Genomic DNA, 16,688 nt, shown 5'->3' with positions numbered 1-16,688 from the left:
TACTGCTGTCAGAAGGAGAGATAACCATACCATGGATGTATGAAAGAGTAAATATCAACTGTGCAGAAGTAAACGCTACTACCCGTAGGAGAGGTGGAATTTAAAATTTCATTTTTGGAACTTTGTTAGAGATGTAAAATAATCCGTCCAAATGAATACTAATATGTTATAATATATACGTGGTGAAGGGTTCTTAAGTATTGGTGATTAAAGGACCTTTTTTATATTTAAAGGAGCAGACTGTTTTTGTTCGCTTGAAGAACAAGGGCTAATTTACCTTAAGAAGGAGTACGAGTGTTGAAAGAATACAATGAGATAAGATGGCTACATATATCAGATTTGCATATTGGAAACCCTGATAGTTTGTGGCTTGATCCGACTTTACGTGACAGACTGAAGGGATTATTGAGGATTATTGGATCGATTGATTTTGTCCTAATTACCGGTGATGTGATACATCAAGGGAAATATCAGGATAGAGATATGGTTCAACAGGCTGAAAAATTAATTAGTGAAATAAAGAAATTCTGCCCACATATTATATTTTGTATAGGAAATCACGATTATGTGCGTGATGATGCAAGGTTTACTCTGTTGAAGGATTGGGAGCAAAAATCTTTAGATGAAAAAATAAAACAGCAAGAGAATTATGCGTCTAAATTACGGCCTGATTTTGAAAAATTTGAAAAATTTTGTAAAGGTGTTGCAGGGCAAGATAATTCGATCACAACAAAATCTTATATATATGATAAAGTGTCGGGGATAAATATTGTTGTTTTAAATACTAGTACTTTTGCTGGACAACCGGTTTTGGATGAGAAAGGTAATATTATTAAGAACGATGGAATAGTTGAGGTAAATGATCAGGGGAAAATGTGGATGTGTGTACATGATTTCCCTGATGTTTCGAATCTTGATAGTAGGAATCCAACAATCGTAATTGGCCATCATCCATTGCAGATGTTTGAAAAATATTCCCGAGAGAAGACATTAGAATTTTTGAAAAATTTACCGGCTAAGTATTACTTCTGTGGCCATATACATAAAAAAGAAGATAGAGAGATAGAAGGTATCACGCAATTAGCAAGTGCAGGATTATTTAAAGATGGTTACAATATCCCTACGGTTACTTTGTATCAGATAAAGAAAAATCAAAATGAACATATCGATATAGTAGACATATATAGTTTCGGTGATGGAGAATGGAACAAAAATACCAATAAAGATTCCGGAGCAAAAAATGAGAGAAATCAGAGTGAGTTGTATCAAAAGGAGAAAGAAACTGATGTGGATGATACTAAAGGTCAGATTGTATTCCCGGTTACTGACACATCTATAAGCGATGGAGCTGTTCGGATTCCATATAATGGGGGCATTTTTAATCTTTATCTTTCTAAATCGGCAGGGATGGATATGGTTGTACCTCATATGCATAAGGATATGGATGAAGTGACATATGTTGTAAAAGGAAATATATATGGTTATATAGGTAAACAATACATTGAAGCTTCTGCAGGAGCGGTTATACTGATGCCTAAAGGGGAATTTCATTCCTTTATCCCAAATGAGTATCCGTGTGAGCTTATTACAATGGGAGTGGAAACAGGTAACTATAGAAAATATGAAGCTCAGTGGAACGAAGAAATCGAACAGATTGAGCGGTTGAATCAAGAACTGGCGGACGGTGAAGGGGAAAAAGCTGGAGCAATCTATGACGAGCTAGTTAAGTATTTAGAGTCAACTATACTTGAGGTACGGTGGAAAGCGATAGATGTATTGAAGAAGCACCGTTCTCGAGAAGATGAAGACGGATATATAGAGGCTATCGTAAAAAGAATAGTTATTGAGTCATTGAAGAGTTCAAATACTGAAAGGAAATTATTCGGTATTAATATGGCTTATGAATTCAGGATTAGTATTGTTGCAAAAGTAATACATAGCCTTATGACAGATTTGAATCATTTTATGTATGCATGGAACTGTGCATATTACCTTATCGGCGTTAGACCGAATATTGACTACGATAATCTATATAACAAATTATTGGAGCTGGACTCAAAAGAGTTGTCTGAACATCAGAAAATAAGCCTTTATTACGATAAAATAATTATTGTGCTGATGCAATTGATAATAAAACACAATAGCAGACATTTCGATGCAGTATATGAACAAGAAAAGAACAGATTACAATCTGGCGTGATTCCGATTGATGACATTATAATTCATTTTGTTCTATGGTATACATCGTTTAACAAGCTTGGGGGTGACGTGTTGAATTATGAAGAGGCGGTTAGGCAGTTACCGGAAATTGAAGGACTAAAAAAAGATGATATTTTACGTGGAATGTTGAGCTTCAATAATTCAGAAGAGAGATTTAAAGTTTTAAAAGCATGTAAAGAAAAAGGTGTGCTTGCCGAAATAGTTAAAGCATATTTTGGTTCTATGAGGATAGAACAGGAAAATAAGCCGGAGGAAAACTCAACTAAGGAAAATGTAAAAAAATACCTACGCATTATTATATCTGAAAAATGTAATTTGAATTGCCTTTACTGCCATCACGAAGGACGTATTGATTCGCTTATCGGTTCTTCTATTAAATCTAATCCGGAGTTTAAATTAGAAGAATTTCTTGAGCAAGCTAGGAAAAACGGGTTTTCAAAAATAAAAATAAGCGGTGGAGAACCTTTGCTTTATCCAAATATCATCGAGATATGCAATAAATTCCAGAAAGATTTTGAAGACATTGGATTTACAACAAATGGAACTCAAATTACCAGACTAAAGTCGGAATTGGATAAAATCAAAGGTAGCAGTTTGTCATTTAATGTTACATTAAATACATGTAACAGCGAGAAATATAAGGTTATCACTGGAGGGGGAGAGTGCCTAGAAGATGTAAAAGCAGGGATAGAGTATCTTGTCAGCAATAAATTTCAGGTAAAATTAAATTCCGTTATCACAAAATACAATATCGAAGATATAGAGCATCTTGTAGCATACGCTGCAAGGCTGAAAATAAATATAAAGTTTTTGGATTTGTTTCCGGTAGGAAAACTGCCAAATGAGTTTCAGCATGTATCTATAGTTGAGATTAAGAATCGGTTAAAGCAGCTTTACGGAGTTAATGATGATGACTTTTATCTGCAAAAAGATTATCTGTGCATGAAAGCAATGGGAATAGAGATTATGATTCCTAAAAGAATATATTCTTCGGACTGCATATATAATTGCGAAATGTATCCCTGTGCAGAGGGAATTTTCGGTATGCGTGTATATGAAGATTATTCCTGTGCGCGTTGTTTTAATGGAGAGGTATTCGGGGGTGGATTAGAAAAATTCTCTGAAAATGTTGATAAAATACGAAGAGAACTTGATTTGATGAAGTTTTCATTTTAAAAAATGTTAAATAGAAAGTGGAATAAATGGAAGTTCAAAAATATATAGTTCTTTTATCATGTATTTTACGTAATCGGCATCCAGACCGGAGAAACAGAGGACTTGAAAAATTCAAGCCCTCAGTGTATAATCTGGGTAGAAAGGTAATCAGATGCAAGATCTGATGCCCTCAGTTATATCTATCAAAAAAGCGATAGCATCTCGAACTTTAGGCGGTTATGGGATGCTATTTCTTTTTGTCGTTATGATGATCTATGTAAGATAAAGCCGCAAAGATTACAAGCACTAATGTCATTACTTCCATAGCGTTCATTGGCATCACCCTCCTTTGTATCTTAGAGGGCTGACAGAAATCGCATCCGTTTCTCTCCCAGATTATACCAGACAAATATACCATGGCCGGCTTCTATTAGCAATAAGATCGGGGTCTAAGGCGATACCTTATTCTGCCACCTTATTCATAGGGAAATATTGAAATTCTGAGCTTTCTAAGCGGATGCCAGCTACATTTTGCAAAGGTAAAACAAGGTGGCACAGTGAAATGTTGAGTGCTATAATTTTTATAAAAACGGTGTAGATAAAGAGGTTAAAATGACAAGAATAAAATATGGCTATTTGCATTGGACTGATACTGATATATTTATACAGAAGATAGAAAATATTAGTCAAGCGGTTTCACAAGAAAATGTAAACGATTTTTCTATTAATGATGTCCTTGAAATATATAATATACTTCGTTGGATGCAATCTGATAAAATGATATATCAGAAACAAGAAGAATTAAATCAGCTTTCGTTACAATATGAAAAAATATTAGAAAAGTACCTTGGCAGATATATGAATCATATCATTGATGAGAATTTTCAAAACCTATATGATGAAATAGAGTGGGAATATAAAGAAGATTTTTGGACACTATTTGAAAGGTATAAAATATATAAAAAAGTAAGCAGTGGCACATTTAAAAAAGTTATATATAAGTCTAGAGTGCTGATAACGCAGATATTGGAGCATTCCCAGATAGTAAAATTTTATACTGAAGTTTTAAGAGAATGGTTTTTAAACACCCCCGACGCAGCGAAAATACTATTAGATAAATATGAAATTCATCCTTTAAATACGAAACACTCTATCTGCTTACCAGAGCTCTCAGAGGATGATATTAATGAGATATTTATGAATTATATTAATTCACCTTTAGCTCATATCAATTATTTGGAAATTATATATGGTGTACGCAGTAATGCTCAACTGCCAATTAGTGATAAGGTGAAACTGAATGCTGCAAGAAAACGAAAAGAAATTATTACTGACATGGAGAGAGAAAACAAGGGAGTAAAAATAGATCATGAGATTTGTGTATCTTTTCGCGACTGTACAATCCCATTAGAGGAGGAACAGGAGAGCCAATGCCAGTATTATATATATGATCGCAAGTGGATTGCCAATAATAAAGATTATCCCACATTACTAAATAATTTTATTTATTTGTTTGGGTTTGCCGATCGTGAGATGCGGATACCGCTCGTAAGTAAGAAATCTGAGATACCAATCTTAATGGAAAAAATAATTATTAGATCTCAAAATGATTATTTAGCTGGAAGTATATTTTATATGAAAATGGCATTGGCGTTACTTCAGGTAAAAGGGTATTATCAGGAGTTGGCAAGGCAAGGTGTATTATTAGAAGATGTCATACAGTGGTTCTTTAACGAGTATCTTAGAGATGAATTTGGCATCTCTGGATTTACGATTAAATTGCCATCGGCAAGTAGTTCATATTTAGAAAAATGTAGGCATATGTTACCAGAAATGGAGTCCGTGTTAAAGCAATTTAAATTATATGTTGAAGATGGTGAGATAGATCATGAATTATTGCAAATGACATCAGGTACAGTGGGGGTATCACAAATCCCCAGTCTACTTAAAAATAAATATATTTATGGTACAGGTTCAGAATTTGAACATATACAATATTTGCTTTTTTCAGATCAATGTTTGTTACACTGGGTTTCCCGGATAAATAAAAACTATAAAAGTTTTTCCGAGTTAATAACACATGAAAATGTTAAAAAGGAAGATTTTAGCGAGGCGTCTTTAGATGATTTGGAATGGCTCGCGAAAAATGGTTGGATTCTGTATGACAAAGATGGATATGTGAAAATAAAAGATTGGTATCTGTTTTCTATTATGTTGGATTTGCATAAAAATGAAGTGATAAATTCCTATTATTATTCCCCAAAGTTTAGGAGATTATTTGACTTACTTTATGATAAAAGAATAATTAAGATGGAAAGCACACTTTTTTCACTTCCAGAGCAGAATTGGATAGACTATTTACTCAATAAATCAAAATATAATAATGGGCTTGATATCCGAAATAAATATATGCATGGTACACAATCAGACAGTAATGATGAAGGAGTACATTATCAATACTATTTTTACATATTGCTATTACTCATCGAGTATATGATAAAAATAAATGATGAGTTTTGCACATTTTTTGATAATAATAATGAATTAAAATAGGAAAGGGGGGCAAAGTTGCCCCCTAGATTGTTATAGATTTTGCCGGATAATCCTTGTAATAATCCCAAGTGCCACATTACGCTCAGAGTCTATGTGAGTAACAACAAAAGAAACATCATCCTTTTTTCCTACAGTCCGGCTGTCATAGCAGGTATGGGCAATGGCATTGACACCGATCTGAAGCCTGACGAATACTGTTCCGTTATGGATATCTTCAACCGTGCCGGCATATTTTCCCTGTACCTTACAAAGTGCCAGATTTGCCTTGCTGGTATCCCCTTCTACACTTTTTACATCTGCCCGGACGGAAATGTGCTCCGGATCTTCTGCTTTTACTTCCTGAATCCGGACAAGGATATGATCCCCGACGTGAAAACGCTCTCTGGCATCACCCAGCCAGTCAAATGATAGATCCTTTGCGGGAATGGATGTCTCCACACCGAATATCTCCGCGCGAACGACCTTTTCCGCAACAGAGATCACCCGGGCCTGCACCACCCGATCCGGATAGACTTTCGGAGTTCCGGATGAATCCTGATCAAAATAGAAGATCTGCCGTTTCTTGAGCATGGCATCTTTCCGGCTTGCGACAATGCTTCGTTCTTTACTGTCCAGACCCTTGATGATGAAGTTAATCTCGCAGCCGAGCATTGTGTTTACGATCTTATTCTGCCGCAGAGACAGCTCCCCATAATTGTGCGTCTCATCTTCAATCAGATTGATCATCATTTCTGTTATGGGGATGACAACACGGAAGTTTTTGTAGTAAACGATCGTGATTGTAGCTCCGCCCTCCAGCTTTTCAATTCCGCCAAGCATCCCGGTCAGTATCCGGCGGGTGCGGTAAGCGTTGGTTATCTCGTGCCATATCAGATCTTCCTTAGATTTTTGTGTTTCAACTGCAGCGTCATTTTCCAGAGTTAAAATATTGTTCATTTCATTTGGCATAGTTTGTATCCTTTCTTTAAGACATAATTGAATTTTTATCTATGGGTGTCAGAAAATCATCCTCTTCAGAAAGCAGGTCATCAAACTCTGTTTCTTGAGAAAAATCGGGTTCCGGCTCCTGCACATTCATATCTTCTGAAGGTACAGGAGGGAAATCCGGGCGCTTCTTTTTCCGGCCGGGGCGCTTAGGCTTTGGTACAGCCGGAGCATAGTCGGATTCTTCCGTCTGCAGCTCCCGCCATTTGGGAATATGACTGGCGGCTTTCCGTTTCACTAGCTTCTTTGATTCGGGATGCCTTGTATAATCATATTTCTTCGCTTTCAGCACTTTCTGCCCTCGCAAGATAATGAGTTCTTCATCCAGAGACAGCCTCAGCACTTCATCCGGAGTCAGTACAGCTCTCTTGCCGATAGACTCCGTGCGGCGATATTCCGGAGTATAATCAGAAACACGCCAGCTATTGAGCTGTTTGGCCTCCGAAGAAACATTGACGGAGGCAATGCCCGTGCGCTCGGATATAAAAGTGGCAGTAATTGGATCTGTACAGCCTAAAAAGACTGTGGAATCGCAATTTCCTAAAATTTCCTGCCATGCATTATACGGATAGCGGTTTTGCATCTGGGGCAGATTTTGGAAGATGCAGCTAATGCTGATACGGCGGCTGCGGATTACAGAGATCTTCGTCTGAAGATCCAGGATTGTTCCGGAAGCCGCGCCCAGTTCATCTGCAAGGATATGGACCGGCACAGGGAGCTGCCCATTTTCACCGTGGATATCCGCAAAGCGTACTAATTTGATGAAAATAAAGGATAAAAAAAGTGAGGACAGGAAATCAAAACTATGATCCTGATCGCTCACAATACAAAAATAAGCGCATTTTTTCTGGCCGGGCAGCGTAAGGTCAATCTCATCATATGAGGTGATCTGCCGGATAATTTTGTTCTGGAAGATCTGGAGTCGTGATCCAAGACCGATGATTACGCCGCTTCGCACGGTTTCGGATGCCTGCTTATAAATACAGTATGGCACCTTTGCCGGATGACTGACCGGAAGGAGGTCAAAAAGAGCATTCAGCTCCTTTTCGGAACTCATGGTCAGAAGTTTGTATACCTGCCCGATATTTTTTGCTTCAGGCGGGTAGCCCTGCTCCACATAAAGGATCAGCGCCTTTAAAAGATTGAGCTCCGCGTTATCCCAGAATCGATCCCCTTTGCCGGTTCCGGTGTTTTGGATGACCACATCCGCAAATATCTGGGCCATTGTTTCAGAACCATCAATTTCCATGAGACAGTTCCAACTGTCGGAGTTTTCAGGGCTTACCAGGTTAAAGACTTTTACGATATATCCCTTATTTTCCAGATAGACTGCAAGATCCTCATAAAGTTCTGATTTTGGATCGGTGCATATCAGGCTTTCTCCGCGGGCAACGCATTGAAAGGCTGCATTTCGTACATAGGCGCGGGATTTCATTGATCCGGATGCGCCGTATACCGCAACATTGCGGTTCATTCTGGTTTCTTCCGGAAGACAGACTGCTTTGTTCCCGAGCCTGCCGAGAATCTGTCCTTTCGTATGCTTTACATTGTCAACAAGTTCCAGAACCTGGTGCATCTCCTGCGGTGTCATAAAGCCGGAGGTGCCATAGGTCCCCTTATTGGAATAGCTTAGATTCCGTTCTCGGTCTGATACGCCTCCGTTTCTGTCAAGGCCCATCCGCATAAGCAGGAAAGCCAGCAGAGCAAAGGCTGCCAGACAAATAAAATCATCGCCAATCGGTATGACAGTTGCCTGGACGATGTGGAGGAGAAGGTGTACACAAGAGATTTGTTCAGGAGAGATTAGAGAGGTTCTCAAATAATCTGATTAGATTAAAGGCCAGAAGAATTTTTATTAAGAGAAAAAACTTATGGAAACTGCCAGGAATATGTGCTACTATAGTTACAAAGCATTATATTTCTGGCAGTTTTTTTCTTTTGCGGCGTCTGCCGTGTCTGCAAGTCTGATAAGAAGATCTAAAAGAAATCTCAATGCTTTTTAATCCCATTGACAAAGCAGAGAGGTTTCCTGGAGATCATGATATCTTGTCCTACTTTTACGGGCTGCCTCCTGCGATTCTTGAAAAAGGAGGTACCTATGAGCAGAAAACCAAAGAAGCAGAACCGGAAGAAGCAAGACGGGGAAACGAAGGTGTATCCCGTTCCTGACCGGAACTACAAATCTTCGCTTTTTACTATGCTGTTCAGCGACAGGAAGGAGCTGCTGGGACTCTATAATGCGATAAGCGGAAAACAGTATAAGGATCCCGGGGCGCTGAACGTCAACACGCTGGAGAACGCCATCTACATGGCCATCAAAAATGACCTGTCCTTTGTGATCGACTCCCGGCTCTCCCTGTATGAGCACCAGTCCACCTACAGTCCCAACCTTCCGCTGCGGATGCTCCTGTATCTGGCAGATCTTTACGCGGACCTGACGAAAAATGAAAACCTGTACGGAAGGAAAAAGGTGAAGCTTCCGCCGCCCCAGTTTATCATCTTCTACAACGGAGAGGAGAAACAGCCTGACAGGCGGATACTGAAGCTGTCGGATCTGTACGAGGTGGAGGAAGAAGAGCATAAGCTGGAGCTGGAGGCAGTGATGCTGAATATCAACGCAGGCCACAATCCGGAGCTTATGAGGGCGTGCAAGACCCTGGCGGACTATGCCGAGTACACGGCCCGTATAAGAAGGTATGCCGCAAAGATGCCCATAGAAGAGGCGGTGGAGCGCACGATCACGGAATGTATCCGGGAGGGGATCCTTGAAGAGTTTTTGAGGAAATATCGAGCGGAGGCAAAGAGGATGAGTATATACGAGTATGATCAGGCAAGGCATATAAGGCAGGAGAGAGAAGAGGCCTGGGAAGAGGGCAAACAGGAAGGTAGACAAGAAGGCAGGGAGGAGGAAAAGAAAAACATAGCGGTCAATCTCGCTAAAATGGACATGACAGCGGAGCAGATCGGGAAGATAGTGGAAGAGGAGACTGCTGTGGTGGAGGAGTGGCTGGCTGATACTGACAGATGAATGCGTGAGAAGTGAAGAAAATCTCAGAGAGGATTGCTCAAGTCTTAGAAGGAAGCCAAATGGAAGAGTCTGTATGGTTTATGGAAATACTGAAGGCGTTTGTGCACAGGCAGACGCTGGAAGCATTTCCTGCGATTTCTGCGGAAGAGATACTAAAAATAGCAAAAATGCATAATGTGACCGGCAGCGTAATCACGTACTCAGAAATGTTTTGGCTGAAGAGGAGGCGGATGCGGTACAGCAGGCTATGAAGGATCAGTATCTGCTCACCATTTATCAGTCAGTACAGAAGGACGGAGAGGTTAATCTTTTCATAGAGGCGCTGGAGCGGGAGCGGATTCCCTATGCCTTTTTCAAGGGATATGAGCTGAAGGAGCTGTATCCGGTTCCGGAGCTTCGCACAATGGGCGATGTGGATCTGCTTGTGGAGGGGAAGGATATGGAGCGGGTCTCTGAGCTCTTGAAAGATCTGGGATACGAAAGAAAGGGAGAAGGAAACACTGTCTGGACCTTTCAAAAAGGGATCCTGTCTTTTGAAGTCCACAGGAAGCTGGCTGCGGGAAATTACTGGAACGGAGTTGATTATGAGTCCTATTTTGAAAAGGCCTTTGACAGGCTGCAGACATCAGGGGGCGGGAGTAGAAGATATTTTTCGGTAGAGGATCATTTTATTTTTCTCTGTTTCCACCTGGCCAAGCATCTGAACAGCAGCGGAGCGGGCATCCGCATGGTCATGGATATCGCCCTCTATCTCCAGCGGTATCAAAAAGAAATGAACTGGCAGTATATTCAGAAGGAATGTAAGGAGATCCACCTGGATGTGTTTGTCAGGAAGTTGGTCTATATTTGCAGAGTGTGGTTTGGGGTAGACACGGCTCCGGAGGTAGAAGCCGAACCAGTGGAGGATGAGGCGCTGAAGCAGCTGCGGGAATATATCCTGTCAGGCGGGACATTTGGCTTTGAGCGGGAGGACAGCATACGGCGCCTGCGAAAGGGAATGGAGAAGGGGACAGGAAAGGGAAACCTTCTGATTCAGAGCAGGGCCCTTTTGCGAATCGCCTTTCCGGACAGAAAGCATATGGAGTATTTTATTCCGGCTCTGGAAAAATATCCAATCCTGCTTCCGGTAGCCTGGGTGAAAAGGTGGAAGATTGGACTGGAAAATCGGTGGAAGCTAAAGGCTGCGATCCATGGACTGGGGAAAAATGTTGATGAGGCGAAGGCGCAGTATCAGATGCTGAAGAAAGTCGGGCTTTAGATCGGTCAGGGAATCTTTTGTGAATTAAATTAATGTTTTTTATGGAAACTGCCAGGAATATGTGCTACTATAGTTACAAAGCATTATATTTCTGGCAGTTTTTTTCTTTTGCGGCGTCTGCCGTGTCTGCAAGTCTGATAAGAAGATCTAAAAGAAATCTCGATGCTTTTTATCCCCATCGACAAAGCAGAGAGGTTTCCTGGAGATTATGTTTTGGAGCTTATGTTTTCGTCTTTACAGGCTGCCTCCTGCGATTTTTGAAAAAGGAGGTACCTATGAGCAGAAAACAAAAGAAACAGAACCGGAAGAAGCAAGGCGGGGAAAAGAAGATGTATCCCGTTTCTGACCGGAACTACAAATCTTCGCTTTTTACTATGTTGTTCAGCGACAGGAAAGAGCTGCTGGGACTCTATAATGCGGTAAGCGGAAAACAGTATAAGGATCCCGGGGCGCTGAGCGTCAACACGCTGGAGAACGCCATCTACTTGGCCATCAAAAATGACCTGTCCTTTGTGATCGACTCCCGGCTCTCCCTGTATGAGCACCAGTCTACCTACAGTCCCAACCTTCCACTGCGGATGCTCCTGTATCTGGCAGACCTTTACGCGGACCTGACGAAAAACGAAAACCTGTACGGAAGGAAAAAGGTAATGCTTCCGCCGCCCCAGTTTATCATCTTCTACAACGGAGAGGAGAAACAGCCTGACAGGCGGATACTGAAGCTGTCGGATCTGTACGAGGTGGAGGAAGAGGAGCATAAGCTGGAGCTGGAGGCGGTGGAGCGCACGATCACGGAATGTATCCGGGAGGGGATCCTTGAGGAGTTTTTAAGGAAATATCGAGCGGAGGCAAAGAGGATAGTGAAATCCTTAGACTGATAAAAGAATTTGACAGGCCAGTATGAGAATGAGATTTGTTGAGAGGGATTAGAAGGAAGCCAGATAGCCTGTATGGCTTGTGGAATTACTGCAGGCCTGCGGAAAGGGTGAGTGATATGAAGATCGCGCAGATACAGTCGCATGTGTACAGTGACAAAATGAAGAACGCGGAGCAGATGGAAAGACGGCTGGAGGAGCTGGCCTGGCAGAAGCCGGACCTTGTCATGCTGGGAGAGATGTTCTGCTGCCCCTATGAGACGAAGCTGTTTCCCGTCTATGCGGAGCCGGAGGAGGGACCTGTGTGGAGGGAGCTGAGCCGTCTGGCGAAAAAGCACGGCATCTATTTGGCGGCCGGGTCTGTGCCGGAGCGGGACGGAGAAGGAAGAGTCTACAACACAGCCTACGTGTTTGACCGGGCGGGCAGACAGATCGGAAAGCACCGGAAGGTCCACATGTTTGACATCCAGGTGGAGGGAGGACAGCATTTTAAAGAGTCGGAGACGCTGACGCCGGGGGATAAGTGCACGGTATTTGACACGGAGTTTGGGAAGGTGGGGCTGTGCATCTGCTTTGACTTCCGGTTTCCGGAGCTTGCAAGGAAAATGGTCCTCGACGGGGCAAGGCTGATCCTTGTGCCGGCGGCCTTCAATATGACCACAGGTCCGGCCCACTGGGAGCTGATGTTCCGGGGCAGGGCGGTGGACAACCAGTGCTTTGTGGCCGGGACCTCCTGCGCCCGGGACCGGGAGGCGGGCTACGTGGCCTGGGGACATACACTCCTCGTCTCCCCCTGGGGCGATGTGATAGAGGAGATGGATGAGAGGGAGGGCGTGATGGTCCATGACATTGACCTCTCCTATGCGGACAAGGTGCGCGCAGAGCTGCCCCTTCTGTCCGCCAGGCGGGAGGAAGTATACCGCTAAACAGGGTAGATGACATCAAACAGGTGTCAGTGAACGGGAGCATGAACGGGAGCAGTGAGCAGATAGTAACGGACAGATGACGAGGGAGCCTGAGAGAGGGCGCCCTCTTTTTATATGTAGAAATAAATTTCATTGTTTGATTAAAAATGAAAATTAACTTACATTTTACGGTGCCGTGATCTTATATTTAACCTACTCTTGATATGATACACAGCGTAGAAGATGAGAAACAGTGATCATCAAAAAGAACGTTATCAGGAGGTAAGAAAAAATGGCAAAGCGAGAGAATGCGACGCAGTCACAGAAGCTTATGGTGTTTGTGCTCACAATGTCCCTTTACGGACTGGCAACTTTATTTACAGAACTCATCCCATCTATCCAGGTGGGCATCGTGGAATTTTCAGTGGAGTATTTCCTGTTCATCCCCCTGGTGCTGGCCATGCTGTTTGATCCTATGTCAGCAGCCCTTGGCGCGGCTACCGGCGAGCTTGTCTTCAGCGAGATCATGCTGGGACAGTTCGGAGGACTGGGAGAGCTGGAGAAATTCATCACAGTGACCATCGGCGTGTACATTGCGGGGAGAATGGTGAGAGACCCCAGGAACCGGAAAATGGTGGGCATCGCGGCCATCAGCGGCGTCATCATCCAGCAGGTGCTGGGCATGATCGTGGACATCCTGAAGGTACAGTTTGCGGTGCAGGATTTTGAGGCGGTTCCGGGACTTCCTCAGAGCGTGTTCGCCACAGAGGGCTTTGCCTGTCTCAACGACGTGGTCTTCTCAGGCATCCTGTTCTGCATGCTCCCGACGCTGTTCCTTGTGCCCAGGCTTTACGGGAAGATCGAGCCTCTGATCGGCATGAGGCCCAGGACAAAGGAGACGGCCCTGGGCGCGGTAAACGCGAAGGTAGTCCTCGGTTCGCTGGTGGCATTTGCGGTGGCTGTCTGTGCGGAGATGCTGGCAGAGAGCGGAATGGCGCTGATCGACTGGGAAGCGGACTGGGCCGGAAGCGGTACAGCTCTGGCTGCCGGGATGATCGTGGCTGCTGTGGTGGCTGTCATCGTGCTGGCTGTTATGAAGAAGAGGGCAGAGGCATCCAAAGCCACGCAGGGAGTGTAGAGGCATGAATGTCATTGAGATCAAAGACCTGAAATTTTCTTATCCGGGGGCCAAGGCCCCTGTTTTGAAAGGCGTGGACCTGGAGATAGAGAAGGGAGATTTTGTGGCCATCATCGGAAATAACGGCTGCGGAAAGTCCACACTCTGCAAGGTCATGAACGGCCTGATCCCCCACTTTATCACAGGAGATTTCGAGGGGAGCGTGCAGGCGGCCGGCGTGGAGACGAGAGAGTCGGATATCGGGACACTGGCCCGGAAGGTGGGCTATGTGTACCAGGATTTTGAAAACCAGATCGTCCGCCCCACCGTGCTGGACGACGCCTCCTACGCCTGCATGAACTATGCGATGAAGGACTACAGGGAGAGAGGCATAGAGGCCCTGGAAAAATGCGGTCTCTCCGGAAAGGAACAGGACTATATCTGGCAGCTCTCCGGCGGCCAGACCCATCTCCTGGCTCTGGCCGGAGCCCTGTCCTTAAGTCCTGAGGTGCTGATCCTGGACGAGCCCATCGCCCAGCTGGACCCGCATCACGCGGATACCATTTACGAGATATTAAAAGAGCTGAATGAACAGCACGGCAAGACGATCATCGTGATCGAGCATCACACGGAATACATCGGCAACTACTGCAAACACGCAGTGCTCATGAAGGATGGGAAAATAAAATGGAAGCTGCCCGTGGTCGAGGCGCTCCAGAGGGTGGAGGAGCTGGAGGAGAGCGATATTTTTCCGCCCCAGGTGACCCGGGCTGCCTACAGGCTGAGAACAGAGGGCCGGCTGGCAGAGGGAGGAAAGCTGCCTTCCACTGTGGAAGAGGGCAGGAAGACATTTGCAGATTTCATTTATACCGGCAGAAAAGAGAACTGTGGGGAGCCTTCCCCCGCTGGAGAGAGGAAGGAGACGGTTTCCTGCGAAAACGTGTCTGTCTCCTACCGCTCCGTGAAGGGGGAGCCGAAGCAGATCTTCAGCGGCCTTGACCTGAAGCTGTACAAGGGCGAGAAGATCGCCCTCATCGGCTCCAACGGCGCGGGAAAATCCACTCTGATGAAGCTGATGGTGGGACTCTTAAAGCCCTCGGATGGAAAGGTCATGCTGAAGGGACAGAGCGTGGGAGACACCAGGCCGGAGAAGCTCTCCCGGTATGTCTCCTTAGTCTACCAGAACCCGGAGGACATGTTTATCAAGGACTCCATAGAGGCGGACATAGCCTACGCCATGAAGGTGAGAAATGAGGAGGGCTGGCAGGAGCGGACCGAAGAACTCCTTCGGCGGTTCCGGCTGACAGAGCTGAAGGACAGGGACGGGCGTCTCCTCTCAGGGGGCCAGATGCGCCGGGCCAGCCTTGCCATCGGCGTGGCGCTGCAGCCGGAGATCCTGCTCCTGGACGAGCCCACGGCCAATCTGGACATTGCGACGAGAAAAGAGATCATGAAGACGCTCAGAGACATGAAGGAGATCACGGACACGGTCATGATCGCCACCCACGATATGCAGCTTGTCTGCGAGTGGGCGGAGCGGATCATCGTCCTTAGCGGCGGCAGAGTCCTTGCGGACGGTGCCAGGGACGAGGTCTTCGGGAACCGGGACGTGGTGGAACAGGTGGGCATCCGCCCGCCGGAGATCTTCCAGATGGGGAAGGCGCTGGACGAGAGGGCCTTCTGCTACACCATTGATGAGTTTGTGCAGGGATTTGAAAGGGTGAAGTAAAATGCAAAGTATAAAGAAGAAACTGTCGGAAAACATACTGGACAAGCTGTCCATGGATTTTCTCAGGAACCAGGTGCTGAAAAATGCCTACGGCAATGACGACACATTTATCGCAAAGAGAGACCCCAGGATCCTCCTTGTGTGGTACGTGTTCTTTGCCCTGGCGCCCTGGTTTGTGGACGACCTGCCCTTTCTGCTGGGCTGCTTCGTCCTTGTGGCAGTTACCACAGTCATGGCAAAGGTGGCGCCCCTGGTGCTGGTCCTGTTCTGTCTGGGAGTATTTTCCCAGACCGGCTACCTTTTTGTGGTGTCCCTCCTCTTTGGGGGAAACGCACAGACCGTGGTGCCCCTTCTGGTGCTGACGCTGAAGGTGGCCAGCGTGTCCCTGGCGTCCATCACCGTGTTCTCAGGGCTGGATCCGGACCGGCTCTCCAACGGCCTGATGTGGTTCGGGTGCCCGGAGAAATTGTCCTTTTCCATCTCCTACGCATACCGGATGCTGCCCATGCTGATGGAGGAATTCCAGAATGTGCTCCTGTCCTACCGCCTGCGGGGAAACGCGCCGGAGCATGACACCCTTGCGGGAAAGGTGCGGTATCTGATCTACCAGATACAAGTGATCATCCACTCCTTTTACCCCCTTATGCTGAACACGGCAAAGCGCTCCCGGACTACGGTGGAGGCGCTGGAGATCAAGGGCTACCGGTATGCGGCGGTGAATAAAGAGGTGAAGAAAATGAAGCTGGCCACCCTGAAGGTCACCTACGATGACCTGCTGTTCCTGGCAGTGTCATTTCTCTGGATGGCTGTCGTCATCTTTGCGGGCACCCTCGTATAGGCCTGTATGGACCTGCATGAATGAAA

11 protein-coding genes and 1 pseudogene are annotated in these 16,688 nt (G+C 44.9%); 10 read left to right on the top strand and 2 right to left on the bottom strand.

Annotated features, from left to right (window positions below; translation table 11 throughout):
• Positions 1-297: 297 nt before the first annotated feature.
• Both B5E62_RS15010 and B5E62_RS15005 read left to right on the top strand, forming a co-directional pair.
• A complete protein-coding gene (locus B5E62_RS15010; protein ID WP_162610326.1) occupies positions 298-3,396 on the top strand; it encodes a radical SAM protein in 3,099 nt (1,032 codons plus the stop codon).
• A gap of 591 nt (positions 3,397-3,987) precedes the next feature.
• Entirely contained in the window at positions 3,988-5,928 is a 1,941-nt protein-coding gene (locus tag B5E62_RS15005; RefSeq protein ID WP_087175333.1) for a hypothetical protein, read from the top strand.
• A gap of 30 nt (positions 5,929-5,958) precedes the next feature.
• On the opposite strand, the gene B5E62_RS15000 is transcribed toward B5E62_RS15005, so the two are convergent.
• Both B5E62_RS15000 and B5E62_RS14995 read right to left on the bottom strand, forming a co-directional pair.
• On the bottom strand, positions 5,959-6,876 hold the full coding sequence (locus tag B5E62_RS15000; protein ID WP_087175332.1) for a S1 RNA-binding domain-containing protein: 918 nt from the start codon (positions 6,874-6,876) through the stop codon (positions 5,959-5,961).
• 16 nt (positions 6,877-6,892) lie between these two features.
• Positions 6,893-8,635 (bottom strand): annotated as a pseudogene (locus tag B5E62_RS14995) (VirD4-like conjugal transfer protein, CD1115 family); the annotation flags it as partial.
• Positions 8,636-9,010: 375 nt separating this feature from the next.
• Between B5E62_RS14995 and B5E62_RS14990 the strand changes: the two are divergent.
• The 8 genes from B5E62_RS14990 (at position 9,011) to B5E62_RS14955 (ending at position 16,662) form a co-directional block, all read left to right on the top strand.
• Complete coding sequence (locus B5E62_RS14990) at positions 9,011-9,940, top strand: hypothetical protein (RefSeq protein ID WP_242957975.1); 930 nt, start codon at positions 9,011-9,013, stop codon at positions 9,938-9,940.
• Between the two features lie 59 nt (positions 9,941-9,999).
• Positions 10,000-10,191, top strand: coding sequence for a hypothetical protein (locus tag B5E62_RS16985; protein WP_087175331.1), 192 nt, complete (start codon positions 10,000-10,002; stop codon positions 10,189-10,191).
• A complete protein-coding gene (locus tag B5E62_RS14980; protein ID WP_162610325.1) occupies positions 10,152-11,198 on the top strand; it encodes a nucleotidyltransferase domain-containing protein in 1,047 nt (348 codons plus the stop codon). The genes B5E62_RS16985 and B5E62_RS14980 overlap by 40 nt, the downstream gene beginning before the upstream one ends.
• 275 nt (positions 11,199-11,473) lie before the next feature.
• The gene (locus B5E62_RS14975; RefSeq protein WP_087175329.1) at positions 11,474-12,076 is read left to right on the top strand and encodes a hypothetical protein; all 603 of its coding nucleotides are present in this window, start codon (positions 11,474-11,476) and stop codon (positions 12,074-12,076) included.
• 116 nt (positions 12,077-12,192) lie between these two features.
• Complete coding sequence (locus B5E62_RS14970; protein WP_330398149.1) at positions 12,193-12,999, top strand: carbon-nitrogen hydrolase family protein; 807 nt, start codon at positions 12,193-12,195, stop codon at positions 12,997-12,999.
• A gap of 271 nt (positions 13,000-13,270) precedes the next feature.
• Positions 13,271-14,116, top strand: coding sequence for a cell division protein FtsQ (locus B5E62_RS14965; protein WP_087175328.1), 846 nt, complete (start codon positions 13,271-13,273; stop codon positions 14,114-14,116).
• A 4-nt stretch (positions 14,117-14,120) separates the two neighbouring features.
• The gene (locus B5E62_RS14960) at positions 14,121-15,824 is read left to right on the top strand and encodes an ABC transporter ATP-binding protein (protein WP_087175327.1); all 1,704 of its coding nucleotides are present in this window, start codon (positions 14,121-14,123) and stop codon (positions 15,822-15,824) included.
• A 1-nt stretch (position 15,825) separates the two neighbouring features.
• Positions 15,826-16,662, top strand: coding sequence for an energy-coupling factor transporter transmembrane component T family protein (locus tag B5E62_RS14955; RefSeq protein WP_087175326.1), 837 nt, complete (start codon positions 15,826-15,828; stop codon positions 16,660-16,662).
• Positions 16,663-16,688 lie beyond the last annotated feature (26 nt).

The sequence above is a fragment of the Lachnoclostridium sp. An118 genome (genome assembly GCF_002160985.1).
Taxonomy (GTDB): Bacteria; Bacillota; Clostridia; order Lachnospirales; family Lachnospiraceae; genus Claveliimonas; species Claveliimonas stercoravium.
Note: the sequence above shows the minus strand (reverse complement) of the source record. Positions and strands in the feature narration are given on the sequence as shown.

What these genes read in the sequence shown, in the direction of transcription:
- B5E62_RS15005 (WP_087175333.1), top strand. Translation starts at nt 3,988, where the DNA reads ATGACAAGAATAAAATATGGCTATTTGCATTGGACTGATACTGATATA.
- B5E62_RS15000 (WP_087175332.1), bottom strand. Translation starts at nt 6,876, where the DNA reads ATGCCAAATGAAATGAACAATATTTTAACTCTGGAAAATGACGCTGCA.
- B5E62_RS14990 (WP_242957975.1), top strand. Translation starts at nt 9,011, where the DNA reads ATGAGCAGAAAACCAAAGAAGCAGAACCGGAAGAAGCAAGACGGGGAA.
- B5E62_RS16985 (WP_087175331.1), top strand. Translation starts at nt 10,000, where the DNA reads ATGGAAGAGTCTGTATGGTTTATGGAAATACTGAAGGCGTTTGTGCAC.
- B5E62_RS14975 (WP_087175329.1), top strand. Translation starts at nt 11,474, where the DNA reads ATGAGCAGAAAACAAAAGAAACAGAACCGGAAGAAGCAAGGCGGGGAA.
- B5E62_RS14970 (WP_330398149.1), top strand. Translation starts at nt 12,193, where the DNA reads ATGAAGATCGCGCAGATACAGTCGCATGTGTACAGTGACAAAATGAAG.
- B5E62_RS14965 (WP_087175328.1), top strand. Translation starts at nt 13,271, where the DNA reads ATGGCAAAGCGAGAGAATGCGACGCAGTCACAGAAGCTTATGGTGTTT.
- B5E62_RS14960 (WP_087175327.1), top strand. Translation starts at nt 14,121, where the DNA reads ATGAATGTCATTGAGATCAAAGACCTGAAATTTTCTTATCCGGGGGCC.
- B5E62_RS14955 (WP_087175326.1), top strand. Translation starts at nt 15,826, where the DNA reads ATGCAAAGTATAAAGAAGAAACTGTCGGAAAACATACTGGACAAGCTG.